23 protein-coding genes, 1 tRNA gene and 3 pseudogenes are annotated in these 25,080 nt (G+C 61.6%); 8 read left to right on the top strand and 19 right to left on the bottom strand.

The window, feature by feature from the left end:
- Window positions 1-19 precede the first annotated feature (19 nt).
- Window positions 20-1,114: a fatty acid desaturase family protein gene (locus tag DKM43_RS12510; RefSeq protein WP_109798835.1), complete on the top strand. Its 1,095-nt coding sequence runs from the start codon at window positions 20-22 to the stop codon at window positions 1,112-1,114.
- Between the two features lie 27 nt (window positions 1,115-1,141).
- On the opposite strand, the gene lptG is transcribed toward DKM43_RS12510, so the two are convergent.
- From lptG to DKM43_RS12485, 5 genes are all read right to left on the bottom strand, one after another.
- Window positions 1,142-2,242, bottom strand: a complete 1,101-nt coding sequence (gene lptG, locus DKM43_RS12505) for an LPS export ABC transporter permease LptG (protein WP_109798834.1) — start codon at window positions 2,240-2,242, stop codon at window positions 1,142-1,144.
- The gene (gene lptF, locus DKM43_RS12500) at window positions 2,232-3,476 is read right to left on the bottom strand and encodes an LPS export ABC transporter permease LptF (RefSeq protein ID WP_109798833.1); all 1,245 of its coding nucleotides are present in this window, start codon (window positions 3,474-3,476) and stop codon (window positions 2,232-2,234) included. Before lptF ends, lptG begins: the two co-directional genes overlap by 11 nt.
- 181 nt (window positions 3,477-3,657) lie before the next feature.
- The gene (clpS, locus tag DKM43_RS12495; protein WP_109798861.1) at window positions 3,658-4,005 is read right to left on the bottom strand and encodes an ATP-dependent Clp protease adapter ClpS; all 348 of its coding nucleotides are present in this window, start codon (window positions 4,003-4,005) and stop codon (window positions 3,658-3,660) included.
- A gap of 264 nt (window positions 4,006-4,269) precedes the next feature.
- Window positions 4,270-5,076 (bottom strand): phasin family protein, encoded by an 807-nt coding sequence (locus tag DKM43_RS12490; RefSeq protein WP_236632565.1) that lies wholly within the window; start codon window positions 5,074-5,076, stop codon window positions 4,270-4,272.
- A gap of 140 nt (window positions 5,077-5,216) precedes the next feature.
- Complete coding sequence (locus DKM43_RS12485; RefSeq protein WP_201739865.1) at window positions 5,217-7,112, bottom strand: PHA/PHB synthase family protein; 1,896 nt, start codon at window positions 7,110-7,112, stop codon at window positions 5,217-5,219.
- Window positions 7,113-7,295: 183 nt separating this feature from the next.
- Between DKM43_RS12485 and DKM43_RS12480 the strand changes: the two genes are divergently transcribed.
- The 3 genes from DKM43_RS12480 to DKM43_RS12470 all read left to right on the top strand — a co-directional run bounded on the left by DKM43_RS12480 (window position 7,296) and on the right by DKM43_RS12470 (window position 9,642).
- On the top strand, window positions 7,296-8,495 hold the full coding sequence (locus DKM43_RS12480; protein WP_109798859.1) for an LL-diaminopimelate aminotransferase: 1,200 nt from the start codon (window positions 7,296-7,298) through the stop codon (window positions 8,493-8,495).
- 146 nt (window positions 8,496-8,641) lie between these two features.
- Window positions 8,642-9,466, top strand: a complete 825-nt coding sequence (locus DKM43_RS12475; protein WP_201739864.1) for a crotonase/enoyl-CoA hydratase family protein — start codon at window positions 8,642-8,644, stop codon at window positions 9,464-9,466.
- A gap of 102 nt (window positions 9,467-9,568) precedes the next feature.
- Window positions 9,569-9,642 (top strand) — tRNA-Cys (locus DKM43_RS12470).
- A gap of 32 nt (window positions 9,643-9,674) precedes the next feature.
- Here DKM43_RS12470 and DKM43_RS12465 read toward each other — a convergent pair.
- From DKM43_RS12465 to DKM43_RS16515, 3 genes are all read right to left on the bottom strand, one after another.
- On the bottom strand, window positions 9,675-10,661 hold the full coding sequence (locus DKM43_RS12465; protein WP_236632564.1) for a tyrosine-type recombinase/integrase: 987 nt from the start codon (window positions 10,659-10,661) through the stop codon (window positions 9,675-9,677).
- An 85-nt stretch (window positions 10,662-10,746) separates the two neighbouring features.
- Complete coding sequence (locus DKM43_RS12460) at window positions 10,747-10,959, bottom strand: hypothetical protein (RefSeq protein ID WP_109798829.1); 213 nt, start codon at window positions 10,957-10,959, stop codon at window positions 10,747-10,749.
- Window positions 10,959-11,111 (bottom strand): hypothetical protein, encoded by a 153-nt coding sequence (locus DKM43_RS16515; RefSeq protein WP_161554087.1) that lies wholly within the window; start codon window positions 11,109-11,111, stop codon window positions 10,959-10,961. The genes DKM43_RS12460 and DKM43_RS16515 overlap by 1 nt, the downstream gene beginning before the upstream one ends.
- Before the next feature lie 103 nt (window positions 11,112-11,214).
- Between DKM43_RS16515 and DKM43_RS12455 the strand changes: the two genes are divergently transcribed.
- The gene (locus DKM43_RS12455; RefSeq protein WP_161554086.1) at window positions 11,215-11,511 is read left to right on the top strand and encodes an Arc family DNA-binding protein; all 297 of its coding nucleotides are present in this window, start codon (window positions 11,215-11,217) and stop codon (window positions 11,509-11,511) included.
- A gap of 129 nt (window positions 11,512-11,640) precedes the next feature.
- On the opposite strand, the gene DKM43_RS12450 is transcribed toward DKM43_RS12455, so the two are convergent.
- Together DKM43_RS12450 and DKM43_RS12445 are read right to left on the bottom strand one after the other, a co-directional pair.
- Window positions 11,641-12,420, bottom strand: a complete 780-nt coding sequence (locus tag DKM43_RS12450) for a reverse transcriptase domain-containing protein (RefSeq protein WP_109798827.1) — start codon at window positions 12,418-12,420, stop codon at window positions 11,641-11,643.
- 360 nt (window positions 12,421-12,780) lie between these two features.
- On the bottom strand, window positions 12,781-13,206 hold the full coding sequence (locus DKM43_RS12445; protein ID WP_145960521.1) for a hypothetical protein: 426 nt from the start codon (window positions 13,204-13,206) through the stop codon (window positions 12,781-12,783).
- Between the two features lie 138 nt (window positions 13,207-13,344).
- Here DKM43_RS12445 and DKM43_RS12440 point away from each other — a divergent pair, with 138 nt between their 5' ends.
- The gene (locus DKM43_RS12440) at window positions 13,345-13,680 is read left to right on the top strand and encodes a helix-turn-helix domain-containing protein (protein WP_109798825.1); all 336 of its coding nucleotides are present in this window, start codon (window positions 13,345-13,347) and stop codon (window positions 13,678-13,680) included.
- A 13-nt stretch (window positions 13,681-13,693) separates the two neighbouring features.
- Here the strand turns inward: DKM43_RS12440 and DKM43_RS12435 are convergent, their stop codons facing one another.
- The 7 genes from DKM43_RS12435 to DKM43_RS12405 form a co-directional block, all read right to left on the bottom strand.
- Entirely contained in the window at window positions 13,694-14,707 is a 1,014-nt protein-coding gene (locus tag DKM43_RS12435; protein ID WP_236632563.1) for a site-specific integrase, read from the bottom strand.
- 69 nt (window positions 14,708-14,776) lie between these two features.
- The gene (locus DKM43_RS12430) at window positions 14,777-15,322 is read right to left on the bottom strand and encodes a DUF488 domain-containing protein (protein WP_161554085.1); all 546 of its coding nucleotides are present in this window, start codon (window positions 15,320-15,322) and stop codon (window positions 14,777-14,779) included.
- Window positions 15,323-15,408: 86 nt separating this feature from the next.
- Entirely contained in the window at window positions 15,409-18,543 is a 3,135-nt protein-coding gene (locus DKM43_RS12425) for a type I restriction endonuclease subunit R (protein ID WP_109798823.1), read from the bottom strand.
- A gap of 1 nt (window position 18,544) precedes the next feature.
- Entirely contained in the window at window positions 18,545-19,786 is a 1,242-nt protein-coding gene (locus DKM43_RS12420) for a restriction endonuclease subunit S (protein WP_109798822.1), read from the bottom strand.
- Window positions 19,783-21,339, bottom strand: coding sequence for a type I restriction-modification system subunit M (locus DKM43_RS12415; protein ID WP_109798821.1), 1,557 nt, complete (start codon window positions 21,337-21,339; stop codon window positions 19,783-19,785). Before DKM43_RS12415 ends, DKM43_RS12420 begins: the two co-directional genes overlap by 4 nt.
- Window positions 21,340-21,380: 41 nt before the next feature.
- A complete protein-coding gene (locus tag DKM43_RS12410) occupies window positions 21,381-21,986 on the bottom strand; it encodes a hypothetical protein (RefSeq protein WP_109798820.1) in 606 nt (201 codons plus the stop codon).
- A 347-nt stretch (window positions 21,987-22,333) separates the two neighbouring features.
- Window positions 22,334-22,930 (bottom strand): hypothetical protein, encoded by a 597-nt coding sequence (locus DKM43_RS12405; protein WP_109798819.1) that lies wholly within the window; start codon window positions 22,928-22,930, stop codon window positions 22,334-22,336.
- A 461-nt stretch (window positions 22,931-23,391) separates the two neighbouring features.
- Between DKM43_RS12405 and DKM43_RS16730 the strand changes: the two genes are divergently transcribed.
- Window positions 23,392-23,700 carry an Arm DNA-binding domain-containing protein gene (locus tag DKM43_RS16730; protein WP_236632562.1) on the top strand — a complete coding sequence of 103 codons (309 nt, stop codon included), beginning with the start codon at window positions 23,392-23,394 and terminating at the stop codon, window positions 23,698-23,700.
- Window positions 23,701-23,824: 124 nt separating this feature from the next.
- Window positions 23,825-23,905 (top strand): annotated as a pseudogene (locus DKM43_RS16810) (hypothetical protein); the annotation flags it as partial.
- A gap of 123 nt (window positions 23,906-24,028) precedes the next feature.
- Here DKM43_RS16810 and istA read toward each other — a convergent pair.
- Window positions 24,029-24,895, bottom strand: a pseudogene (gene istA, locus DKM43_RS12395) (IS21 family transposase); the annotation flags it as partial.
- A 61-nt stretch (window positions 24,896-24,956) separates the two neighbouring features.
- Window positions 24,957-25,080 (bottom strand): annotated as a pseudogene (locus tag DKM43_RS12390) (IS5 family transposase); the annotation flags it as partial.

Here is a 25,080-nt window from a genome sequence, read left to right as displayed (position 1 = left end):
TCATACTGGATTTTGTGGCATGATTGCGACCGACGCGCTCGAACACCCCGCAGGCACTTCTCAACCGACGCCCACCCTGCCACGAGGGCTGGCAGGCACCCCCGATGATCGGGAGATGCTGCGTGCCGCCGTTGACCTCACGCGCGACATTGCAACGGCCCGGCCCGAAATCTACTGGCCCGACATGCTGGCATCCGCGCTCGTCGGCTATGCTGCGCTCGCGGGCGCCATCCTTGCCGAAAGCCCGCTGGTGGCGGCGATCTGCGGGGTGATTTCGGCGCTGGCGCTCTACCGCGCGCTCCTGTTCATTCATGAGCTGACCCATATCCACAAGAATGCGCTTCCCGGTTTCCGCTTCGGCTGGAACCTTCTGGTGGGCATTCCCATGCTCACGCCATCGCTGATGTATGAAGGCGTGCATACGCTGCATCATGCCCGCACCCGCTATGGCACCGCGGAAGACCCTGAATACTTGCCGCTTGCGCTGATGAAGCCTTGGTCGCTTCCGGTCTTTGCGCTCGTGGCGCTGCTTTTGCCGGTAGGGCTGCTGATCCGCTCGGCTCTGCTCGTGCCGCTGGGCGTCATCATTCCGCCTCTGCGCCGGCTGGTATGGGAGCGGGCCTCGTCGCTTTCGATCAACCCCGATTTCCGCCGCCGCCCGCCCGAAGGCGATTTTGCCCGGATGGTGTTCTGGCAGGAACTGGGGGCTTCGGCGTGGGCGCTGTTCGTGCTGTGGTGGAGCGCGACGCATTCGTGGCGGCCGCTGCTCATTGCCGTGGCCGTCGTTGCGCTCACCGCGCTGCTCAACCAGATCCGCACGCTGGTTGCGCACCTGTGGGAGAACGAGGGCGACGCGATGACCGTGACCGGCCAGTATCTTGATTCGGTCAACGTGCCGCCGCCCGCCCTGCTGGCGCCGCTCTGGGCGCCGGTGGGCCTGCGTTATCACGCGCTGCACCACCTGCTGCCATCCATGCCCTATCACTCGCTGGGCGAGGCGCATCGCCGCCTCAAGGCGCATCTTGGCCTTGGTTCTACCTATGAGCGGGCCAATTATGCAGGGCTTTTCCCGCTGCTGGGGCGGCTGGTGCGCAGCACGATGCTGCCGCGCTGAGACATCGGGCGACGCCTTCGTGAGGCGTTATTCCTCGGTGCGGATCAGCACGGTTTCCCCGATCAGGAAGAACAGGACGAACGGCGCCCAAGCCGCAAGGAACGGCGGATAGGCACCGAAATTGCCCATGGCGAGTGCGGCGTTGTCGAACACGAAATAGGCAAAGCCCAGCGCCATCCCGATGACCGCGCGCACGAACAGGTGCCCCGAACGCGCAAGGCCAAACGCGGCAACCGCGCCCAACAGCGGCATGAGCAGCGCCGAGAGCGGGCCTGACAGCTTGTGCCACCACTTTCCATCAAGTTCGGTGGTGCGGAAACCCGCTTCGCGTATGGCCGCAAGCGAACCGGTCAGTTGCAGCAGTGATTCCGCATCGGGATCGACCCGGCTGATCGTGACCTGCACTGGCTCCACGCCCTTCGCGTAAACCGCATCGCGGCCCAGCGGCGTCTTGCGCGCGCTCTGCACATCGAAGACCACGGGATTGCGCAGGAGCCAGCCGGGGTTGGCATAGCGCGCCGATGGGGCCATCACGATTTCCGTGACCATTCCGGTCGGATCCCGGCGATACCAGCTTACGCCTTCCATGTGCATGGCAGCGCCCGTTCCGGCAATGGTCCGCGCGAACAGGATGTTCGGCCCGTCCTGCAACCAGACATTGGTCTTGGTGCCGGTTTCGGCGGGGATCGGGCCATAGTTCACGTTCTGCCACGCCTTCAGTGTTGCCGTGGCCCGCGTGACGATGCGTTCGTTGAAGCCGAAAGTGATGGCCGATGTGACCGCCGCAACGAGGAACAGCGGGGCCAGCACCTGATGCGCGGAAAGGCCAGCCGCCTTCATGGCGATGACCTCGCTGTTCTGGTTCAGCGTCATCAGCGTGATGATCGTTGCCAGCAGCACCGAATAGGGCAGGAACCGGCTGACGAGCTGGGGCATCCGCAGGCTGACATAGGTGAGGAGTTCGCCTTGCCCGTTGCCCGGCGCTGCCAGAACCTTGCCGCTCTCGCTCAGCAGGTCGAGCATCTGCAACACGAGCACGAGCATGAGCAGCACCGCCACGATGCGCACCGCGAACATCTTGCCGATGTAGATGGCAAGTGTGCGCGAGGGGAAGAACTCAAGCTGCATGGGCTGCGTCCTCGGCATCCTGAGCGGTGATCTCGCCGGGCAGGCGCCGCCGTGCAAAAAGCTTGCGCAGGACCTTGGATATCCGCGCAAAGGCGGTTTCCAGCGCGCCGATCGGCTGGCCGCCCGGCACATAGGCGAGGCGCCAATACATCCACACGATCAGCGCGGCAAAGATCGCGAACGGCCCCCACAAGGCCAGCGCGGGATCAACCCGGCCAAGACTGGCCACGTCCTGACCATACTGGTTGACCTTGTGATAGGCGACAACCAGCACGATCGAAAGGAATACGCCAAGCGCCGAGGTCGAACGCTTGGGCGGCACCGCCAGTGCCACGGCCAGCAGGGGCAGCAGGAACATCATCACCACTTCGACGATGCGGTAGTTGAAACTGGCTTTCGACTGGTTGCGCGCTTCCTCGGAATAGCGCTCGTTCCAGCCAATCTGGAGCAGTTCGGGCAGGAAGTATTCGCGGTCGGCATCGCCGCGCTGGCGGAACTGTTCGATCTTGGGCAGGTCGATCGGCAGATCGTGGCTGGCAAAGGTAAGCACGCGCGGCGAGGTGATGCCCGGACCGTCCTGCACGATCTGCCCGTCGGTCAGCCGCAGGATCACCGTGTCGCGGCTTTCGCGGTTGGCGAAGAACCGGCCTTCACGCGCGGAGATGACCATGACCTGCCCTTCTGCGGTCTGGAGCCGGGCAAAGATGCCGCGCAGATCCCGCCCTTCGTCACGGCTGGATTCCACGCGCAGCGCGGTGCGGTCCTGCAACGAGTTGAACTCACCCACCTTGATCGATGCGCCCAGTGCGCCCGATCGCAGTTCGAACTGCAATTGCTCGTAATAATAGCGCGAAAGCGGCTGGAGATAGCTGACGATCAGCAGGTTGAGCGCGGCGAGCACGATTGCGAAGATATAGGGCACGCGCAGCAGGCGGGTATAGGACAGGCCGACTGCCCGCATCACGTCAAGCTCCGAACTCATTGCCAGCTTGCGGAAGGCAAAGAGAATGCCGAGCATCAGCCCCAGCGGTATCGCAAGGCTGGCATATTCGGGCAGGAGATTGGCCAGCATCTTGAACACCACGCTGACCGGCCCGCCTTCGGTCGCCACGAAATCGAACAGCTTGAGCATCTTGTCGAGCACGAGCAGCGATGCGGCGAGCACGAACACCGAGACCATCGGCACGAACACGAGCCTTGCGATATAGCGGTCGATGGCGGTGAAGAACTTCACGGTGCGGGCGTTATAGGATCTTCAGAAGCGGTGACGGAACCTGCGGCGACGATGCCGACAGTCCGACGGCCGCCATGGCAACGGCCAGATGAACCACCGGTGATCGATCAACCGGTTAGCCGCAAGTTTTGCTGCGGGGAAGGAAAAAGCGGCATCTGCGCCCGCAAGGGGGGCGCGGACTTCAGGCTTTTTCAAGCGTGCATTGCAGCGGGTGCTGGTTCTGCCGGGCGAAATCCATCACCTGGTTGACCTTGGTTTCGGCGATTTCATACGGGTAGATCCCGCAAACGCCCACGCCGCGCTGATGCACATGAAGCATGACACGGGTGGCCTGTTCAAGGTCCATGCCGAAAAAGCGCTTGAGGACCATCACCACGAACTCCATCGGGGTGTAGTCGTCGTTCAGCATGAGCACCTTGAACTGGCTCGGCTTCTTCGGTTTGGCGCGGGTCTTGGTGGCAATGCCGACCTGATCGTCACCGCCGGGCCTGCGCGAATCATCATCCTGCGCGCGGAACGTGCCCTGCATGCGTGCGGCATTGCGCGCGCAGGGGGCGCAAAGGCTCCGATCGGGCTGGAAGTGACGGTGACTGTGCATGATCGCCGCAATATCGCATCGCCGGGCCATCAGCACAAGTGGCACTCGTGGGCAGGATGGTGCCATGGGCGGCAGCTCTGCGACGCGGCATTGTCCCTGACATAGGAAAAGGGGCCACACGCATTGGCATGGCCCCTCTTCCGTATCGCTCGGTCGGGCGCCGTCATGGCGCCCTCGTGGCTCAGGCCGCGCGAATCAGGCGGCCTTCTTGATCTTTTCCATCGCCAGGCTGACGCGGGTCGAGATTGGCTGGAACGCTTCGTTGACCAGCTTGAGCATGGCTTCGCTGTTCTTCGAGCTGGCGGCAACCGCAGCGTCGAAGTTTTTGCGCATCAGGGCCGACTGCTTCTCGAAGAACTCGGTGGGCGACTTGACCGTGGTCAGTTCCTTGACGTCGGCGGTCATGGCTTCGATCGCCGACTTGGCTTCCTCGACATAGCCCTTGGTCATTTCCTGGAGGCCGTTGGCGAGGATCTTCGACGATTCGACCACGGCTTCGACGTTGCCCTTGGCGAACTCGCCGGCATCGCCAAATGCGGCCTTGGCCTTTTCCTGCGCGTCCTTGAGGGCGGCGGTCATCTTTTCGGTCATTTCGGTGGTGGTAGCCATTGCGAACAGTTCCTTTCTGGGCGCCGTCGTTGCTTTGGGGGCGGCGCTGTTTTGCTTCACGCGAGTGGGAGCGGTGAAAGGACGCTTGGTGGCGGGCTTCACCGCAGGCTCCGGTGCCGCCGCCACGGGGGCAGCGGGCTTCGAAGCCTTGGTCTTTGCGCTTGCCGGCTTTGCCACCGCCTCGGCGGCGGGGGCGGGCTTGGCTTTGCGCTTCCTTGCGGGCGCAGTCACCGCTGCGGCATCGGGCGTGGCCGTTTCGGCCACTTCGGATGTCACCGCTTCGGCAACTGGCGCGTCCGCAACCGTGATCGCCGGGGTATCCGGCAGCTTTGCGGTTTCATCCGCCACGAGGGCGGCTGGCGCCGTGCTGTCCTTCACTTCATCGACCATCATTGCGGCTCCTGCTGGCTTGGGCGCTCCAACAGAAGCGCCTTTGCTGCACTGCACAAAATAGGAATCGGGCGCCGTTTGTCAATGTTTTTTGTGCGATGCACAAAATACGAAACCGTTCGTTGATGAAGAGATGCAGCAGATCAGCGCATCTTGACGTAACGGCCCGGCGCGTCCTCGATCACCTTGTCACCCTTGCCGCCGGGAATGCGCTTGCCCTTTGCCGGGATCATCGCCGGGGCCAGCGCCCTGAGCCATTCGATCCAGTCTGGCCACCAGCTTCCCTTTATTTCCCTTGCTCCGGCGACGAACTCTTCCAGCGACGCCGGATCGGCGTCATTCAGCCAATACTGGTATTTTCCGGACGAGGGAGGATTGACGACGCCCGCGATGTGGCCCGACCCGGCCAGCACGAATTTCCACGGGCCGGAAAGGTGCCGCGTGATCTTCCACACGCTGTTCGCTGGTGCAATATGATCCTCGCGGCCCGCCTGAATGTAGCACGGCGTTGCGATGCGGCGCAGATCGATCGGCGTATTGTCGACCGCCAGGGCATCGGGAATGACCATGCGGTTGTCGCGGTAGAGATCGCACAGATAGGCCTGATGCCATTTGGCGGGCAGATTGGTTGTGTCGCCGTTCCAGTGCAGCAGGTCAAACGCGGGATAGTCCTGTCCCAGCAGGTAGTTGTTGACCACGTAGTTCCAGATGAGGTCGGTGCCGCGCAGCGCGTTGAACGTTGCCGCCATGTAGCGTCCGTCAAGGTAGCCGTCGGTCGAAAGGCTTTCGAGCAGCTTGAGGTGCCCGTCATCGATGAAGTTCTTGAGGTCGCCCGCGTCCTCGAAATCGACCTGCGCGGTGAAGAACGTGGCGCTGGCTGCCTTGTCGGCCTCTCCGCGCCGGGCCAGCACGGCAAGCGTGGCGGCAAGCGTGGTGCCCGCCACGCAATAGCCGATGGTGTGGACCGCAGGCACCTTGAGCCTTTCGCGCACATGGTCGATCGCCTCGATCTGGCTGCGCACGTAATCGTCCCAGACCACATCGGCCATGGAGGCATCGGCCGATTTCCATGAAACGACGAACACCGTCACGCCCTGTTCCACGGCCCAGCGGATGAAGCTTTTCTGAGGGTTGAGATCGAGGATGTAGAAGCGGTTGATCCACGGCGGGAAGACCACCAGCGGCACTTCCAGAACCTCGTCCGTGGCGGGGGAATACTGGATGAGCTGGAACAGCGGCGTTTCGTGCACCACTTTGCCCGGCGTCACCGCGATATTGCGTCCCAGTTCGAAAGCGTGGGGATCGGTGTGGGTCAACTGCCCCTTGCGCAGGTCATCGAGCAGGTGCTCCACCCCTTTGACGAGGTTCTCGCCGCGGGTTTCCATCGTGCGTTCGATCACCACGGGGTTGGTGAGGGGAAAGTTTGCCGGCGAAAGCGCATCCGTCACCACTTTCGTGGCGAATACCAGTTGCTCCCGGCGCTCCGGCGAAAGGCCGGGGGCTTCCTGCGCCATCTGCTGCAACCGTTCGGCAAGCAGGAGATAGGTCTGGTGGATCAGGGCAAAGGCGGGTTGCTGCTGCCAGCGCGGGTCGGCAAAGCGCCGGTCCTGTCGAGGCAGGGAAGGGGGCGACGCGGATTCGTTGCTGCCGGTCGCGCCAAGGCCGTTCATGAATTGCCCCATGACCGTGCCCCACAACGCCACGCTTTCGTTCCAGAGCTTTGCCTGGGTTTCGGCATGAGCGATCGGCAGTTGCCCGGCCATGGCGATGAAAGTCTGCGTCCACTTGCCGATGTCACCCAGCCGGTTGAGCACGGGTTCGACATGGCCTGCCTGCTCGGCACTGAAATCCAGCCACATCTTCTGCAACTTGGCGGCCGACATCGCCCAGTGCTGCAATTCGGCCGGATCGGTGCTGATTGCCTCGGCCCCCGGAACCAGCGGGGCGAAGAGCGCGCGCATCGCTTCCCCCTGTTGACGCACCAGATCCTCGAACACGACCGAATCCGCCGCGCCATCCGTTGCCGTCCTGTTCGTCATGCATCGTCCCTGTTGTCGCGCCATTGGCATCGATGGCCCCAATATACACGGCGTATGACAGCTTGTTAGCCGTCGAAGCCGCAAACCACCGGGATGGAAGCACGGTTCCCACCGCCGTGCAATTGGCGTAAGGGCGAGAACAGCGCGGCAATCGTGCCCCGCCTTATCAACGAGTATTCAACCGTGGACGAAGAATTCTACCGCATGAAGCGCCTGCCGCCCTACGTCATTGCCGAAGTCAACGGCATGCGGGCCGCCGCGCGCGCCGCCGGTAGGGATATCATCGACCTCGGCATGGGCAATCCCGATCTGCCGCCGCCCCAGCATGTGATCGACAAGCTGTGCGAAGTGGCGCAAAAGCCCGATGCGCACGGCTATTCGGCATCTTCAGGCATTCCCGGTGTGCGCCGGGCGCAGGCCAATTACTATGCCCGCCGCTTCAATGTGGAACTCGATCCCGAAACCGAAGTGGTCATGACCATGGGATCGAAGGAGGGCCTTGCCAGCCTCGCCACCGCGATCACCGCGCCAGGCGATGTCGTGCTGGCGCCCAATCCCAGCTATCCGATCCATACCTTCGGCTTCATCATCGCCGGGGCGACGATCCGCTCGGTGCCGACAACGCCGGATGACCGCTACTGGGATTCGCTTGACCGGGCGATGAAGTATTCGGTTCCGCGCCCCTCGATCCTGATTGTCAACTATCCGTCCAACCCCACGGCCGAGACGGTGGATCTTGCCTTTTATGAAAGGCTTGTGGCCTGGGCCAAGGAGAACAAGGTCTGGATCCTGTCGGACCTTGCCTATTCGGAACTCTATTTCGACGGCAACCCGACCCGGTCGATCCTTGAAGTGCCCGGCGCCAAGGATGTGGCGATCGAGTTCACCTCGATGTCCAAGACCTTTTCGATGGCGGGCTGGCGCGTGGGCTTCGCAGTGGGCAACCCGCGCCTGATCGCCGCGCTCAAACGGGTGAAGTCCTATCTCGATTACGGTGCGTTCACGCCGATTCAGGCGGCCGCCTGCGCTGCGCTCAACGGTCCGCAGGACATCGTCCAGAAGAACCGCGAACTCTATCAGAAGCGCCGCGACGTGATGGTCGAAGCCTTCGGCCGCGCAGGTTGGGACATTCCCAGCCCCAGGGCCTCGATGTTTGCCTGGGCGCCGCTTCCGCCTGCGCTTATGCATCTGGGCAGTCTGGAGTTTTCCAAGCAGCTTCTCACCCATGCCGAAGTCGCGGTGGCGCCGGGCGTCGGCTATGGCGAAGACGGCGAAGGCTTCGTGCGCATCGCCATGGTGGAGAACGAGCAGCGCCTGCGCCAGGCCGCGCGCAACATCAAGCGCTACCTGCAATCGATGGGCGTCAACGCCTCGGCTGCCTGAGGCGCAACGCAACGCGTGCATCATGGCCCTTCGGCGCTGATCCACCGGAGGGCCATGCATTTCGGCGATCCGTCAAATCACGACGCTGGACCGCCGCTGGGGGCTGGGGCAACCTTGCGCCAAAGCCCCAGCCACGGATGCCCAGGATGACAACCTCCACCAGAAACTTCCACGATCGCGTCACCGTCACCATCGACGATCATCTCGCCCATGTCCTGCTCGACCGGGCGGACAAGATGAACGCGCTGGATGATGCCATGTTCGAAGGCATCGTTGCTGCGGGCCATTTCCTCCATAACGAGCGCGGCGTGCGCGCGGTGGTGCTTTCAGGCGCGGGGCGGTCGTTCTGCGCGGGCCTTGACCTTGCCAGCATGGACCGGACTGATCGCTGGGGCGCAGAGGGCGGCAGTGGCGGTCTGGCCGAACGGACCCACGGCAACGCGAACCGCGCGCAGCAGGCGGCCATGGTCTGGCGCAAGCTGCCGATGCCGGTTGTGGCCGCCGTGCATGGCGTGTGCTTCGGTGGCGGGTTGCAGGTGGCGAGCGGAGCCTGCATCCGCTTCGTTGCGCCAGATGCGCGGCTGGCGGTGATGGAAGTGAAGTGGGGGCTGGTGCCCGACATGGCGGGCTATGCCCTGTGGCGCGGCAACGTGCGCGACGATGTCCTGCGCGAACTCACCTATACCCACCGCGAGTTTTCGGGCGAGGAAGCGGCGCGCTTCGGCTTCGCCACCCATGTCAGCCTCGATCCTCTGGCCGATGCGCTCACGCTCGCCCGCGAAATCGCCCTGAAAAGCCCCAACGCGGTGCGCGGTGCCAAGTCGCTGTCGAACCGCACGCCGGACATGACGGTGGATGAAGTGCTGATGGCCGAATCGCTTGCCCAGCACGAACTGATGTATTCGAAGAACCAGATGGAAGCCGTGCGCGCGGGCATGGAGAAGCGCGTCGGCGTTTTCGTCGACCCGTGATTGTCGGATAAGGGCGCGTGCCAGCGGGCATGGTGCAAGAACCCCTTGCGGCCAGCCCGTGTTCGGGCTAACCGCGCCCAACCACGCAAGACCTGCGATCGAGGCCCGATGGCGGAGTGGTTACGCACCGGACTGCAAATCCGTTTACGCCGGTTCGATTCCGGCTCGGGCCTCCACCCCCTTGTTTAAGTGACAGAGTTCCAAGGGGTTATCCTTTCAATTTGCTAACCATGCGGACGGGGTTAGCAGATTTGCCCTGCCCCCTGTCGTGCTGGAGCGCGTCCATTGCATGGTCGGCGAGCACTTTTTTCTGTGCCTCTTTCGTGTAGCGGATCACTTCGCCCTCCGTGGCATGGCCCGTGATCGACATAATCTCGTTCACCGAGCACCCGGCCTCCGCTAGACGTTTTGCCATTGCCTTTCGAAGCCCGTGCGATGAACATTGCGGCAGGCCCGCTTCATCGCACCTGTCCCGCATCCAGTTACCGAAGCCGTTGGCGGTGAACGGTTTGCCATACTCCGTGACGAGGAACGTCATGTTTTGGCGTGGCGTCCCCTCCAAAACCCTTTTCAGCTCTGGGTGGATAGGGATATCAACCAACGCACCGGTCTTGTCTTGGCAGACGGCGATCCTGTCTCCCTTCACGTGCTGCCAGCCCATCTTAACGGCATCAGATTTACGCTGCCCCGTGTAGAGCATGAGCGCCATGGCGAGCCGCGCCTTAGTGCCGATCGGGTGGTACGCTTCGAATTGGGCGATCTCTTCTTCCGTCCAAGTGTGGAAGCCCTCGGACGAGACTTTCAAGCCGCGCATTCCTAACAAAGGGTTGTGCTGTATCATGTCTATGTCTGCGGCAAAGTTCAGCAGTGTCTTTAGGCGCTTCAAGAGGCTGTTTGCGGCTTGCGGTCGATCTTCCATCTGACCGATCATGGTTTTGATGTGAGATCGCTTAAGGGCCGCGACGGGTAAATCCCTGCACTTCTCTGCAAACCGCTCCAGTATCCGCCGATAATTGCGTTGAGTAGCAGGTGCCAAGTTCAGGAACTCGGGGGCAGTGTAATAGCGCCTCAGAAGATCGCCAAAGCTGCCCGGCACAAGACGGGAAGTGCCGACGCGTGCGATCTGTTGCGCTTCCCCCTCCACCGCCTTTTGATACGCCACCATAAAGGCTTCGGAGTAGATCGGACCTGGCAACGGGACCTTCTTCGATCCGGGCCGATTATAGTAAATCCGCTGCTTTCCATGCCTGTCCAGATAAGCGTGGACATAGGGAGGCCGCTTATACCGGGGCATGGGTAAACACCTGATCCCACGGATTTCCCATCGGGTGGGCCGTAGTCCCGTATTTCGCCTCGGTATGCCTGCGCGTCATGATGCGGAACGTGCCGTCCGGGTGGAGCTTCACGGCGACAGGTTCTTGCCCCATCTTCTCCATCAGTTCCCACATCGCCCGAATGTCGGCGCGATTATGAGTGAGCTTGGAGCGAGCCATCACGCAACTTCCTTCGGATCGGCGTCGAGTGCCCGTTCCAGAATGGCAATCAGTTCGCCGGTGGCGGTGCGATTGTTTGCGATAGCTCGATCTTTCAACCGCGCTTTCAAGTCAGCGGAAAGGCGGATGAGCATCTGTGTCTTGGCCTTCATAGGGTCTCCATCCCACATTGCGATTGTCACACTGATGGAGATCGTATATCTCAGAGATAACATATATGCAATATCTCTGAGATAGCTTTAGATGAGGTGCCTGATGACAGCCGAACGCCGAAAGCCGCAAACGGGCAAGCAACTGCTGTTACGCTTTGCCGAAGGGTCCGATCTGCGGGACCGGCTGGACCAGATCGCAAAGGCTAATGGCAGATCGACGACAGCGGAAGTCCTGCTTCGGCTGGAAGCCAGCTTGCAGGCAGAAGAAAAAACCGGCTTGTCATTCGTGCAGACCATCAAGGCCGCGACTGTAAAAGCGGCGTCTGACGATCCTGATATGGAGGCTCGCATCTCCGAACTCGAAAAGGCCGTGAAGGCGCTGCAGAAAGCGCGATCGTGATCTGGCCCCACGTGTCTCCTTTGAGCCGCAGCGGGAGACCGACAAGCAGGTGGGCAGGACGTAAGCGGGGCGCGTTCTCGCGAAATGGGCTAATCGGGCGGGTTTGTAGGCTCTGATAAGTAAGAGTTATCAGAGGTTAGTTCGACGTTCGGCGTCCGCTAGTCGGTCAGCTTGACCATGATTTACGCTGCCAACATAGCCGAGAATTCCTTCGACCTGATATTCGTTGCCGTTGCGGATGGCGGCCTCGAACTCGACCATCCGCTCTTCAGTCACTTCCAGCACGCCCGATCCGAACGCAATGTTGAAACTCGTTACCCCTCCCGCCGGCGGCTGCGTCTTGTCGGAGTTGAAAGCGAACCCGGCCAACTTTGCTCCGGCGTCAAGCTGCTCGACCGCAGCGCGCACCTGCTCCTCGGAAGGCCCAGAGATGGTGATGTCATCGACATAGACGGTGACAGTCAGCCCATCCGCAAGGACGCTTCTGATGGCACCTCCTAATGCGGACTGAGCAAGCACAACCGAGGCTACGATGGGCGACTGCACGAAGCCGAAAGGAAGGCTGAAATGTCGCCTCGGAGGTTTCTTGTCTACCGTGCTGTCGCACGCCATCTCCCACGCATCCTCGTGCGGCAAGCCAATGACCTTGAGCGCCCTATGAATTTTTGTTCGTGTGATCTGGTCGAAAAAACGCTGTAAATCCAGCGAAGCGAGCCAAGTAGCGTTTCGATGTGATCTAACCGCTGCAACATGTCCGCCTCCCAAAAGGTGAAAATAGTTTGCTGGCGGCTTCCACAAGCCTTCGATAGCCTCTTTGATTGCCGTTCCACGCTTCCTCCCCATCTCAGTGGGGATGTAGACACGGGTGCCGGGCTTAAGCGTGAAATGGTGGTCGTAGAGGTTGCGCACGGTAGTTGGTGACCTCGCCGAGGAACTTCAGAACGTAATATGCGAGTTTGAACGCATTAGCTCCGTATTCCAAGGCGAGGCCACAGTAGTGATTAAAACGCGAGGTTTTCTTCATACCGTGGGTTCTCCCATCAACCCTCGGCTGCCTTGCGCTTGCACGCAGATCACCAACCAAGCAGGCATCATGATGATCCGAAGTCGGTCCATCGTGTTGCCCCGAAGCAGCTTTTCCGGAATTCCGAATTGCCGCAGGAAGAACCTCATACCGAGGGACTGTCTGTATGCTGTCGCTGCGCGGTAATTTCAAGTAGCAGCGTCATGCTCAGGATGCGGTAGGGCGCGGGCAGAGCGGAGACTTACCTACCTACCGTCGATAAGCCGCCAACTGACTAGCTTGCATCCTTGGAACTGCACGTCGGCGACTGCCTTGCCGATGTTCACCCCTCCAAATCCGTTGCGCGCACGAAACTCGATGAGGATGCGCTGCACCCCATTCTCGTCAACGCCCGTCGCGCTTGAACGGATGTGCTCGAAGCTGTCCGGTTCGCGGAGAGACTGTTTCACCTCCCACAGAATGTCGAACATGTAGCGGCTGTCGAGACAGGCAGCTTGAGGGTTCGCGGACTTGGTCTCACCACCTGTCGTCAGATAGCCAAGCAGGAGGAAGCCACCGAGCATAATCGGTGCGAGTGCAATACCCTGTAAGACCTTCAGCCATGTCGGCTTGCCGCTGGTCGGTGATCCTTCGCTACCGGTCATTGCAAGGGCTTCAGGCGGGTTGGACATAACGGTTCTCTCAGGGTGGCCTGTAATCCGTAAGCTAATTCGAGAAAGTTGCCGGTTACTTACTATTTATAGCTATATTAGAAGTGCCTTCCCTCATTAGCATTGAGGCTCCCGGCTAGACCTCCACCGGGAGGCAGCATGGTCGATTTGCGCACGAGGTTCGGCAGACTGGTGAAATCGCACAGGGTGCGCGCTGGGCTGACCCAGGAGGCGCTAGCCGAGCGCGCCAACATCAGCACGGACATGATTTCCAAGATCGAAGGCGGGAGCAGCGGTGCCCGCTTCGCCGTTATCTCTCAGATCGCAAATGCGCTTGAGGTCGATCCCGCCGAATTGTTCACGCCCAACTTGCCTGCGGGTCAGCTTCAACGCGCCGCGCTGACTGATATTGTCAGTCGGTTAGGAAGCCTCAGCGACAGCGACCTGCGCTGGTTGAACGGCGTGATCGAAGCCGCGCTGCGTCCGAAAGGCTGATCGACGCGGGTCATCAGAGGATCACGCCCGCCGCGTTGTCGGTGAACATGTCGCCGTCCCGAATGTAGCGAGCAAGCATGGCGTCGCTCTTATGGCCGGTTTGCGCTCTGATCTTATAGGTGGAAGCCCCGGCCATGGCGGCGCTCGTCGCAAGCCCGGCGCGTAGCGAGTGACCGGAGAAGGCAGCGGGATCGAAGCCTGCTGTCTCCAAGCGCCGTTTGACGATCATGGCGACAGCATCCCCGGAGAGACGATCAGGAGAGATGTGCCCATGCCGATCGATGCTACGAAAGATCGGCCCCTCCTCAATCCCGGCATGGGCAAGCCAGTCTGTGAGGTGACGGACAGGACACCAGCGCGTGCGCCCATGCGGGATGGCGATCTTGCGACCTTGGCCGGTCTGGTCGGTCTTGGACCGTCGTAGATGCAGCACGATCCCCCGGCCAACATGTTCGACATCGCCGCAGTCGAACCCGACGAGTTCGGAGCGACGGAACGCTCCGGCGAACCCGATCAACAACAGTGCCTTGTCCCGCAGATCGATGGGGCGGTCGCCCATGCGCTCAAGCACCGCGAACAGATCGTCGCGCTGCAACGCCCGTGCCTCGCGCTGGGCAGTCCCCTTGGTCCGCCGTATGCCCTGCATCGTGGCTCTGACGATCTCGGATCGGCAGGGATCATCGAAGCCTGAGGCCCGGTGCGCCTTTGCAATTGCCGCCACCCGGCGCTGGATCGTGGCGACAGCATGGGTCTCGGCGAGGGAGGCGAGATAGTCCGCGATGCTTTGCGGCGAGCAGGGAATGTCCCGGCCCGATGCTCGGAAATGCGCCAGATCGGCCGCGTAGGCGCGCTGGGTGCCAGCGGATAGGGAAGAGGAGAGGAAGCGGCGCACCGGGTCTGAGATCGCCTGTGAGGGCGGAGGTGCGGCCCAATTTCCGACGGTGGGTTTGCAATTAATTGCAATCAGATCAGAAAGCACTGATTTCACCATTTTTTGCGTGTCTCCAAGAGGGTGTCTGGCCGACATTTCCGGGACTTCCCGTTAAGGCCGCTGTGCCGGAAATCGGGGGTCACGATCTGCGAAGTCGCGAGCGGGTCAGCCTAACCTCCGCTCTTGCCGGGTGTAGGCTTCGGCCACCTGCTCCTCCCGGCTGGCCAACAAGTCGCCCGACATACCGTGCAGTGCCAGCAGGCGGTCCTCGGCCTGGCTGTGCCCCTCCAGTGTGCCGTCGTGGCGTATGTGCCAGACCCCGACGTTGGGAAGCTCGTTGAGGTGGCGAGAGATCAGCAGGAAGCGGTGACAATGCAGCGGGTCACGCTCCGCACATAGGAGGGCAGGTGTGCATCGGGCAGCGATCTCCAGAACGGTCTTGATCCCCGTGGTGAAGGCGGCGGTCCCGCGCCGCGTCGCGTAATCGGTCGGTCCGCTTCTCGGCCTTCCGCCCAGAACGTCGCCTAAGTGGACATAGGACACCCCAACCCGGTTCAGGCGGCCCCGCAGTTCAGTTTTGCAGAAGTGCTGCCAGCGCGACCAGGGCGATGATCGCACGTCGATGATACAGCCGACGTTGAATTGATCGAGGGCGTAGCTGAACTCGTCCCAGCCGATATTTGAATGCCCAACTGAAAGAACGCTAATCACGATAATGAACCTTGTGAAACAAGGATCATCCTAAGTGGGTTTGTAGATTAAGCCACTATTTTCAACTACTTAATACTTTTTCAACATCACGCATACCGCCGCAATACGAAATCCCAGACCTGCTCCACCTTGCTGTCCCACAATGCTTGCGGATAGGGATTTTCCGGCAGTTCGTTGAGGCGCTGCCTGATCTCGGTCCAGACCGCGCCCCGCGTTTCCTGTCCGCGAACCCAGTCTATCGCGCCGGTCAGGTCGCGCAGCTTTCCCAGCAGAGATCGCGCCACCCGTTTGACATCCTGCTCCTCGGCCTTGGTGAGCTTGGGTTCCGGGTTGGTCAGAAGATCGAAGATCGCCAGCTCCTCTTCCGTCAGTTCCTCACGGGCGGCGCGCTGCTCCTCCTCGTCCATTTCGCCGATGAACGCCTTCAGCGCCTCGAAGAATTGCTCGGCATCAACTGAACCGGCGTTGTAATCGGCGACCAGCTTTTCCAGCCGCTCCACCAGATGCTGCCGCGTGGGATTGGCCTCGGCCATTTTCCGGGCCTTGTCTTCTGCCGCGTCGCGCAGCTTTTCGGCGGTGATTTTCGGGCTGGCGGCGAAGAGATCGGCCAGCTTATCGAAGTCTATGCCGGAGAGGTCCACGCGTCCCTTGGCAGTGTCGCCCTCGACGATGGGCGTCAGGATCGCGACGCCCTCCAGCTTCTCGTCGAGCAGTTCGGCGATGCGGGCGGAGATGGCGGATATATCGACTGGTCCCAGCTTTGCCTTCACCGCGTCGGACAGGGTGTGGAACACGGCAACCGGCCGGAGATAGGGCGCGGCCCGTTCATCGGGCAGCAGCGCCTTATATGCCTTGGTCACGGCGGCGGTCAGGCGCAGAAACTCGCGGCGGCGCTCGTCTGGCGCGATCAGCACTTCCACGGCCTGATTGATGAGCCGAAGCCGGTCGAAATCGCGTACCGACGTGATGGCGTCCGGGTCGATGCCCAGTGGCTGGACGAAGGCTCGCGCCGATCCCAACGCATCTTCAAGGCTGGCGACAAGCGCCTCCTTGTCCTTGATCGGGGTTTCATCGCCCCCGCCGCCCGCATAGATGGCGAGCGCCTTCTGGAGGTTCTGGAACACGCCGACATAATCGACAATGACGCCCGATGTCTTGCCCTCTGCCCGGCGGTTGGCGCGAGCGATGGTCTGCATCAGCGTGTGGTTCTTCATCGGCTTGTCGAGATAGACGGTGCCGATGGTGGGCACGTCGAAGCCGGTGATCCACATTGCGCAGACGAACACGAGCCGTAGCGGATCGTCGGGGTCTTTGAACTTCGCCTCCAAGTCCTCCTTCTGCATCCGCTCGCGGTGGGGGAGGATGTCGAGGCCCTTCTTGCGCAGGTCGTCGATCTCGTTCTGGCCTTGGCTGACCACCACCGCCATGTCGAGTTCGCGCAGCCACATCAGCCGCTCGGCTATTGCCGCGCCCTCCGCCTCATGGGCAATCTTCAGCCGTTCCTCGTCCTGCGCAATCAGGCGGGCGACTGCGGCCCTGACCCGGTCGTGCATGGCGACGGCGGTTGCCTTGTCGATGGCGACGAACATCGCCTTGCCGCGATAGCCCCGCATGGCGAAGTGCAGCGCCACGTCCTCGGCCACCTTGTCCAACCGGTCGGGCGCGGTGATAAGCGTGTACTGCCGCCCGAACTGCTGGCTGAGCTTCTTTTCCTGCTCCTCGTCCAGCATGGCCTCGTCCAGCAGGGCGTCCATCTCCTCCCGAAACTCGTCGGAATGAAGCTGCAACTCCGGCTTTCTCGCCTCGTAGAACAGGGGAACGGTCGCGCCGTCGCGCACGGACTGGGCGAAATCATAGACGGAGACATAATCGCCGAACACCTCGCGGGTGCGGCTTTCCTCGCCCTGGATCAGCGGTGTGCCGGTAAAGCCGATGAAGGAGGCGTTCGGCAGCGCCGCCCGCATATTGGCGGCAAGCTGGTCATACTGGCTGCGGTGGGCTTCGTCGGTCATCACGATGATGTCGGATCGTTCGGACAGCACCGGCATCGGCTCCCTGTCGGCCGTGCTGAACTTCTGGATCAGGGAGAACACATAGCGTTCATTGCCCGCAAGAAGCTCTTTCAGATGGGCGCGGCTTCCCGCCTGCGCCTGATGAATATCCTTGGTGAGCGCGCCCGCCGACGCAAACTGCCCGGCAATCTGGTCGTCCAGCTCGGTGCGGTCGGTGACAATGACGAAGGTGTAATTCCCGCCCAGCCGCCTCAGCACCTTTTCCGCGAACATCACCATGGACAGGCTCTTGCCTGACCCTTGCGTGTGCCAGAACACGCCCAGCCGCCCCTGATTGCTTTCGATATGGCGGACGGCTTCGATGGCGCGGTTGACGCCCAGCACCTGATGATACTTGCCGACGATCTTGCGCAGCCCCCCGCGTACCTCGTCGAACAGCACGAAGCTTTCGATCAGGTCGAGGAAGCGGGCGGGTTCGCAGGTTGCGCGCAGCAGGGTTTCAAGGCTGGGGTCGTCCGGCCCGTCTTCCTCCAGCCGCTTCCACGGCGCGAACACTTCATAGGGAGCATGGGCTGCGCCCATCACCGCTTCCAGTCCGTTCGACAGGATCACGAAGCCATTGGCCGGGAACAGGTGGGGGATGGTGTCGCGATAGTCGCGCAGATTGTTGTCGTAAGCGTCGGCCAGCGGACAGGCAGGGCCTTTCCACTCCGCCAGAAGCAGCGGCAGGCCGTTGACGAAGCCGATGGTGTCCGGCCGCCGCCGGTGCAGCACTCCGTCGATCCAGACCTGACTGGCGACAAGGAAGTGATTGGCGGCAATGTCCCGCCAGTCGATGACGCGGACCAGCAGATCGTCGAACCTGCCGTCATCGCGGCGCACCTGAACGGGAACGCCATTGCGGATCAGCGCCAGCACTTCTCGGTTGGCGGCGACCGGCAGCATCGCCGAACGGTCGCGGGTCAATTCGGCTTCGGCGGTGTTGAGGGCTTCGGCTGGCAGGGCCGGGTTCAGCTTGCGCAACGCCGCCTTCAGATGTGCGGGGAAATACGCCTGCTGGAAACTGGTGCGCCCCGTGGGATTGTCCGGTCCCGGCTGTTCGCCGTGCAGATCGACATGCTGCCAGCCCAGTTGCTGCAACAGGGCAAGCGCGGGTTTTTCGACAAGGCCATCCTCCGACGCGACGATGCCGGTAAGCCCCCGCGCCATGTCAGGCGGCCTCTTCCAGTTGGCGTTCCGCCTTGGCGACGGAAAGCTGGCCGGAGATCAGGCGGGGGAGGAGAAGGTCGCGAGATTTGGCGAGGCGGTGGCTCCCTGCCTGCAAGGTCGCGCAAAGCTCTACCATTGGCCCGACCGTATCCTCAAATCGGCTCGAAATGTCAGATGGTGCCAGCGCGCAGCGATAATCGGCGAGCACGCGGGTATTGGCGCGGGGCATCTTTGTTCCGTTGGAGGTCTGAACCGAATAGGCCACGAAAGCATCGCTGGATGCCGTGGCCAGTGCTTGCGCAGTGAGGCCAGCAACAGGACGCCAAATAATGGCATCCGTCGATGAGATGCCATCGAAGCCCGCCCAGACCACCTTGTGAAAATAGGGGCGGATTTTCCCGAACAGAACATCACCTCGCTGGAAACGCGATTTCAGGCTTGAGACATCCTCGGCCTGCCCATGCTGATCGAGCGTGAAGGACCGTCGCGGCATGTGTTCCAGTCCGACATAAGGAGTGTTGGGAGGCACATCGTCTGGCGACACCGTTTGGCGCACCTCGCGGGCAAGATCGCGAAAGGCACCCCAAGTCCACCCCTCCGGCAGGGGGCCATTGGGTGTGTCGAGGATCGGCACCGCTTCATGGCCCGGGAAACGGAAGCGGACGAACCATTCCTCGAACAGCCCCCGCGCCATCTCCTCCAGCACCGCGATCCGCCGCCGGTTCACCTCGATCAGATCGTCATATGCTCCAAGGATCGACGCGATACGGCGCTGGGTTTCGAGAGGCGGGAGCACAATCGGAAAGTTTGGAAACCGGATCAAAGGAATGCGATCTACGGTGGCCCCCGATTGCCGATTAGCTTCGATAGTCTCTCGCCATTCCTTGCCGAAGAAACTGTAGAACAGAAACCTTGTATCCACTTTGTCCGTGTCAGGTCGGATTAGCGCCATTCGCCGCCCAAGGCATCCATGGAACCCTTCGGGAATGATCGCGTAGCGATTTAGGGTAGCCTCGTAAGTGAATACGATGTCACCGGCGCGGGGGGTCACTCTCTTGGTCCACTTCCCGAAGTCTTTTTCGGCTATGTGTCGGACACTCGACAGGTCTAGGTGGCCGTCATCAGTGACATTCCCAATTCCGAGGAACACGGGACCATCATCCGAAAGTGGCGGCGTAGCGTGCGGGCCGTCATAGATGCCGAGGGCAATGTCTTTGATGGCATGAATAGTCCACTCACTCACGCCAGCACCTCTGCCACATTCGCCGCTATCACATCCTGCAAGCGCGCCGCTTCGGCGTTCAGCCCTTCCAGTTCCTCCTGCAAGGCTTCAAGCCGCTCGCGGAAGTCCTCGTCCTCCACCTGCTCGCCCGGCGCGACGCCGACATAGCGGCCGGGGTTGAGGCTCCAGTCCTGCGCGGCGATCTCGGCACGGGTGGCGACTTTGCACAGGCCGGGCACGTCCCTGTAGCCATCGTCGCCGAACGTGGCCGTCATCGCCGGGCCGCTGCCCGCCTCCAGTTCCTCTTCCTGCCCGCGCCACAGGCGCACGATGTTGCCGATGAACTCGATCTGGTCCGGTGTGAAATCGCGCTGGGCGCGGTTGACCTGACGGAAGATATGCCGTGCATCGATGAACAGCACCTCGTCGGCGCGGGGCGTGCCCTTCTTGCCCTTGTCGAGGAACCACAACGTCACCGGCAGGGTGACAGTGAAGAACATGTTGGGCGATGTGGTGACGATCACGTCCACCGCGCCGGTTTCGATCAGCTTGCGGCGCATCTCGCGCTCCGATCCCCCTGCATCGGAAGCGGAATTGGCCATGACGAAGCCAGCGCGTCCCTTGTCATTGAGCGCGGCGGCGAACAGGCCGATCCACAGATAGTTGGCATTGTTGACCGTGGGGACGCCAAGCGAAAAGCGCGCCTCGACGTGCCCGGCATCATTGACCAGCCGGGACCGATCGACCTCCGACTGGTTGAACGGCGGGTTCGCCATCACGAAATCGAACGCGCCCACCATCTTGTGCGGGTCTTCGTAATAGCTGTTTGCCACCCGCACATCGCCGCTGAGGCCATGCACCGCCAGATTGAGGCGGCACAGCTTCTGCGTGTCCTCCATCTTCTCGGCCCCGTAGATGCTGATCTCGCGGGAAGGGTTCTTGTGGTGCCGCTTCACGAACTCGGCGGAATGGACGAACATGCCGCCCGATCCACAGGCGGGATCGAATATCTTGCCGTGATAGGGTTCGATCACCTCGACGATCAGCTTCACGATGGAACTGGGGGTGAAATACTCGCCGCCCTTCTGCATGAAGGCGGATGCGAACTCGCCCATGAAATACTCGAAGATCAGGCCATAGGCGTCGCCCTCGATCTTCAGCGGGGACAGCAGGCGCAACACTTCGCGCAGCACGCTGTTGGGCAGCGCGCCGTAACCACGCGGCAGCACACCGGCGAGATCGGGGTTATGCTCGGTGATGGCCTCCATCGCCGCGTTGAGCGCCTCGGCAAGGTTCTCCGTTTCCGGCAGGCCCAGCAGGTAGGAGAAGCGGGCATGATCGGGCAGGAACACCGCGCCGTGCCCGTGATAATCCTGCGGCGTGGGCTTAAGGCGGCCCGTGAAGCTCTTCGACAGCTCGGCGTGGACCAGATCGAACCGGGCCTCCATCTGCCGCAGGGCGATCAGGGCGAGGACGGGCTGGGCATACTGGTCAGGACGCAGCGCGGTGTTGGTCCATAGCTGCTCGGCGGTCTTGAACAGACGCCGCGATAGGTCCTGAAGGTCAACAGACAATGATTTCCCCCTGATATTCGGTAACGGTCCCGGTGCCGTTCTTATGGCGCGGCTCTGTCTGATTTGTCGAGGAAGTACTGAGCCAATTGCACGAGGGCATCTTCCTTGCCGACCAAGCCTTTTCCTCGCGGCTCTGCGCCACATGCGATCAGCGCGGCCTCGACATCGGCATATTGCTCGGCAGGGAGACGCAGGAGCACCGAGCGGAGTGGCCCCTGCGATGGTGCGTCTTGCGCCTCCAGAGCCGCTGGCAGGGCGTGCGCAGGTGTTCGAGCCGCGATCCCCAGCTTGGCTTGCATGGCGTGCTGACTGATCCTCTCCGGTTGGTTCGCGACATGGCGTGCGACGATCTGGATTTTGGTCCACCCGATCCGCTCGGCCTGCTCCTCGGTGATGCTGTAATCGGCGAGGAAACCGCCCACCTTCGAAAGGTAGAATAGCGTCCGGCGTTTAACCCCCGCAACCCGTTCCACTTCATACAGGAACGTGGGGTCGTTGCTGTGCGCTGCCCACAGGGCGCGGGCGAAGGCGTGAAAGCTCTTCGTGGGCTTGGCCGCGAGGGCCAGTGCCTCCTGCTGGAGACGGGCGACATCTGGTTTATGCTGAACCGGCAGCATTTGGCGCTCCTGCATCTCGAATGCGCCCAAGCATATCGTCTCGATCCTAACGGATAATTGATTGCAATTAATTGCAATCACAGAAAACAGCGGTTTACCCCTTCCAACACTAATTATGCCCAAACGGTCACGTTTAAGGCTTGGGCAATCTTTTTCTCCTCGGGAGAGGGTATCCGAACAGGGTTCGGAGAACACGCGTAGCGGGAGCGACAGCGACCGGCTCCGCCCTCTTATCGTAAGATAAGAGGAAACATTTCTCTTCTACCAGTTCTCTATAATACCGAAGGTATTTAACCGTGCCTGTTCGGGCTGCATTGATAATCGTTCCCAAAATCGCATTTCACATGCTTTCCGCATCACGCCGAAAGAAGGCTGCCTTACGCCTTCGCGTAAGCGTTCGCGGGCTGCTTTTCATGACCGGGACCGATGCCGTTGAGCGCAGCGTAGAACATGTCCCACGGCATGGCAGCAGACCCGGAGATGTGTTCCTGCAATGCGATCTCGTCCACGCTGATCCATAGTTTTTTCGCTGGGCCATGCCCCATGGCCCGGATCATGAGGAACTCGCTGCAATAATTTTTGAGCCTCGGTAAGGCGCGTCTCGCCAGTTCGGTGGATGACAGGCCCGATGCGACTGCCCACCCGTCCCTGCTGTGGGCCAGCCACTGATCGCAGGGCCAGCCGGGCAGTTTCCGTTGCAGCTTGTGGTCCCGGTTGCGCCACACATACAGAATGTGATGGAGCAGGATGCCAGCGGCCATGTCAGTGCCCGCCAGCTTCCGGCACATGGCGAGCAGGTTGGGGCGCTCCCACAGCGCATTGGCTTGTGCGGCTTTCTCGGCAGATTTTGCGAACGCCTTGGCCTTCTTGTCGGGAACCTTCGCCCCCTTTGCCTTGGTCTTGCCCTTAGCCATCTCAGCCGCGAGCGCAGCCTTGGCCTGTGCCTTTGGCAAGAACGGGATCACTTCGGACATCGGTATTCTCCTTCTCAGTTGATCGGAAGGAGCACCGGACTTAGGAATGCTGTTGCACGTCAGCGTCATCCCGGCGCTCCTGAAGGCCCTCGCCCGGCAAGGCGGGGGCTTTCAATTCAGGGAACGTCAAGGTGACGAGTGCTGATCGTAGCGGGCAGCGGCCAACCTCCAGCTCCGGCCAAGCCGGTTAGCAGGAGCTGAAAGTTCTTTTTTGTTTTCAATAGGGGGGTTATGGGCGGTTAGCAGATATAAGCCATTGACCTTTAGAGGTTGTGGTATATCGGCTCGGGCCTCCAAAATCCTGTCTGGCAGCGCCTGCCGACAGTTGAAAAAATCCCTGATTTCCCCTAGTTTATGGGCATTCGCTGATTGTCAGCGGATGCCCCTGTTCGCCTACAAGTGCGGATGATGGGGGCCTAATTTGGGGGCCTTGCGAAGCCTCCGCAGAATCGAGGCCCCCAATGGCGCTGACCGATACCGCGATCCGAAATGCCAAACCCACAGAAAAGCCGTACAAAGTCGCTGACTCGCAGGGCCTGTATCTGCTGGTCAACCCGAGGGGCAGCAAGCTTTGGCGCGTCAAATACCGCATGAATGGCGTGGAACGGAAATTGGCGTTGGGGTCTTACCCGGAGATCACACTGACCGAGGCGCTGCCGCCCGCAGACAGGTGGCTCACGCCGTCGATCCGAATGTTGCTAAGCGGCAAGCGCGCATCGAGGCGAGCATTCGTGCCAGCAACAGTTTCGCTACCGTGGCCGAGGAACTGATAGAGAAGAAAACGCGCGAGGGGCTGGCGGAGCCGACGCTGGAAAAGATGCCCTGGTTCGTAAAGCTGCTCGGCACGGATTTTGGCAAACGCCCCGTTACCGAGATCGCTCTCCGCAGGAACTTTTGCATGAGCTACGGAAGCACGAGCGGCGGGGCCGCTTCGAAACCGCCAATCTGCTCCGGTCCTTTGTCAGCCGCGTGTTTCGTTATGCGGTCGCGACGGCCCGCGCCGAACGTGATCCTGCCCAACTGCTGATTGGCGCGCTGACCTCGCCGAAGGTCAAGCATTTCGCCCCCATCACCGACCCCACCGAATTTGGTGCGCTGCTGCGCGCCATGCGGATGCAACGCGGCCCAGCGCAGACGCTCGGCCTCCAGCCATCCGTTGAGATCCTCGATGCTGGCAAAGCGGAGGCGGGGCTGAAAGAAGCGCCCCCGGATGGTCTGGACCTGGTTCTCGACCTGACGCTTCTCCCATCCCGCCGCCGGCGAGCAGGCCGTGGGCTCGACCATGTAATGATCGGCCATGACCAGAAAGCAGCGGTTGAACACCCGCTCCTTGCCGACGAACACGGTGGTGACCGCGGTCTTCATGTTGTCATAGATCCCGCGCAGCGGAACGCCGCCGAAGAAGGCAAAGCCACGGGCATGGGCATCGAACACCATCTCCCGCGTCTCGCGGGGATAGGCCCGGACGTAGACCGCCCGCGACGCGCACAGCCGCATGTGCGCCACCTTCAACCGCATCGGCTTGCCGGCGATCTCCACGTCCTCGTGGCTCCAGTCGAACTGGTAGGCCTCGCCGGGCTGGAACAGCAGCGGGATGAACGCCGGGACGCCATCGCCAGCATCCTTGCGCCGTGCTTCCGCCCAGCGCCGGGCGTAGCGCCGCACCGCATCGTAGGATCCCTCGAACCCCTCCCGGCACAGCAGATCATGGATCCGGGTCATCCGCAGCCGGTTACGCCAGTGCCGGGCCTCGTTTTCCGTCAGCAGCGTATCGAGGCGCTCCTGGAACGGCCCAAGCCGGGGCAGCGGTTGGACCGTGCCATGGTAATCGAACGCGCCTTCCGGCGCCCGGATCGCCTTGCGCACCACCTTGCGAGATAGCCGCAGATCCCGCGCAATCGCCTTGATCGCCTTCCCACCCGCGTACTCGCGCCGGATCCGCACGACTGTCTCCACCACCAACATCCCGATCTCGCCACCTGCAACTCCAGGCGGCTCGCTACACCATCGGAATGAGGGGTCCCTTTTAGGTTTCGTGGACAAAGGGTAGCCAGGGTTTGACTGAGGCGAGAGCGACGAAGCCGAGGTAGGATTCCTTGGTTTTGTCGTATCGGGTTGCAACGCGTCGCCAGTTCTTGAGTTTGTTGAAC

The sequence above is a fragment of the Novosphingobium meiothermophilum genome, assembly GCF_003171715.1.
Taxonomy (GTDB): Bacteria; Pseudomonadota; Alphaproteobacteria; order Sphingomonadales; family Sphingomonadaceae; genus Novosphingobium; species Novosphingobium meiothermophilum.
The sequence above is the reverse complement of the archived record's forward strand: the minus strand, read 5'-3'. Positions and strand labels throughout refer to the sequence as shown.

Coding starts and splice junctions, on each gene's coding strand:
- DKM43_RS12405 (WP_109798819.1), bottom strand. CDS start 22,930: ATGTCCGAAGTGATCCCGTTCTTGCCAAAGGCACAGGCCAAGGCTGCG.
- DKM43_RS12435 (WP_236632563.1), bottom strand. CDS start 14,707: ATGTCGGCCAGACACCCTCTTGGAGACACGCAAAAAATGGTGAAATCA.
- DKM43_RS12425 (WP_109798823.1), bottom strand. CDS start 18,543: ATGGCGCGGGGGCTTACCGGCATCGTCGCGTCGGAGGATGGCCTTGTC.
- DKM43_RS16515 (WP_161554087.1), bottom strand. CDS start 11,111: ATGAAGGCCAAGACACAGATGCTCATCCGCCTTTCCGCTGACTTGAAA.
- DKM43_RS12460 (WP_109798829.1), bottom strand. CDS start 10,959: ATGGCTCGCTCCAAGCTCACTCATAATCGCGCCGACATTCGGGCGATG.
- DKM43_RS12455 (WP_161554086.1), top strand. CDS start 11,215: ATGACAGCCGAACGCCGAAAGCCGCAAACGGGCAAGCAACTGCTGTTA.
- DKM43_RS12440 (WP_109798825.1), top strand. CDS start 13,345: ATGGTCGATTTGCGCACGAGGTTCGGCAGACTGGTGAAATCGCACAGG.
- DKM43_RS16730 (WP_236632562.1), top strand. CDS start 23,392: ATGGCGCTGACCGATACCGCGATCCGAAATGCCAAACCCACAGAAAAG.
- DKM43_RS12475 (WP_201739864.1), top strand. CDS start 8,642: ATGACAACCTCCACCAGAAACTTCCACGATCGCGTCACCGTCACCATC.
- DKM43_RS12445 (WP_145960521.1), bottom strand. CDS start 13,206: ATGTCCAACCCGCCTGAAGCCCTTGCAATGACCGGTAGCGAAGGATCA.
- DKM43_RS12485 (WP_201739865.1), bottom strand. CDS start 7,112: ATGACGAACAGGACGGCAACGGATGGCGCGGCGGATTCGGTCGTGTTC.
- clpS (WP_109798861.1), bottom strand. CDS start 4,005: ATGCAGGGCACGTTCCGCGCGCAGGATGATGATTCGCGCAGGCCCGGC.
- DKM43_RS12510 (WP_109798835.1), top strand. CDS start 20: ATGATTGCGACCGACGCGCTCGAACACCCCGCAGGCACTTCTCAACCG.
- lptG (WP_109798834.1), bottom strand. CDS start 2,242: ATGCAGCTTGAGTTCTTCCCCTCGCGCACACTTGCCATCTACATCGGC.
- DKM43_RS12490 (WP_236632565.1), bottom strand. CDS start 5,076: ATGATGGTCGATGAAGTGAAGGACAGCACGGCGCCAGCCGCCCTCGTG.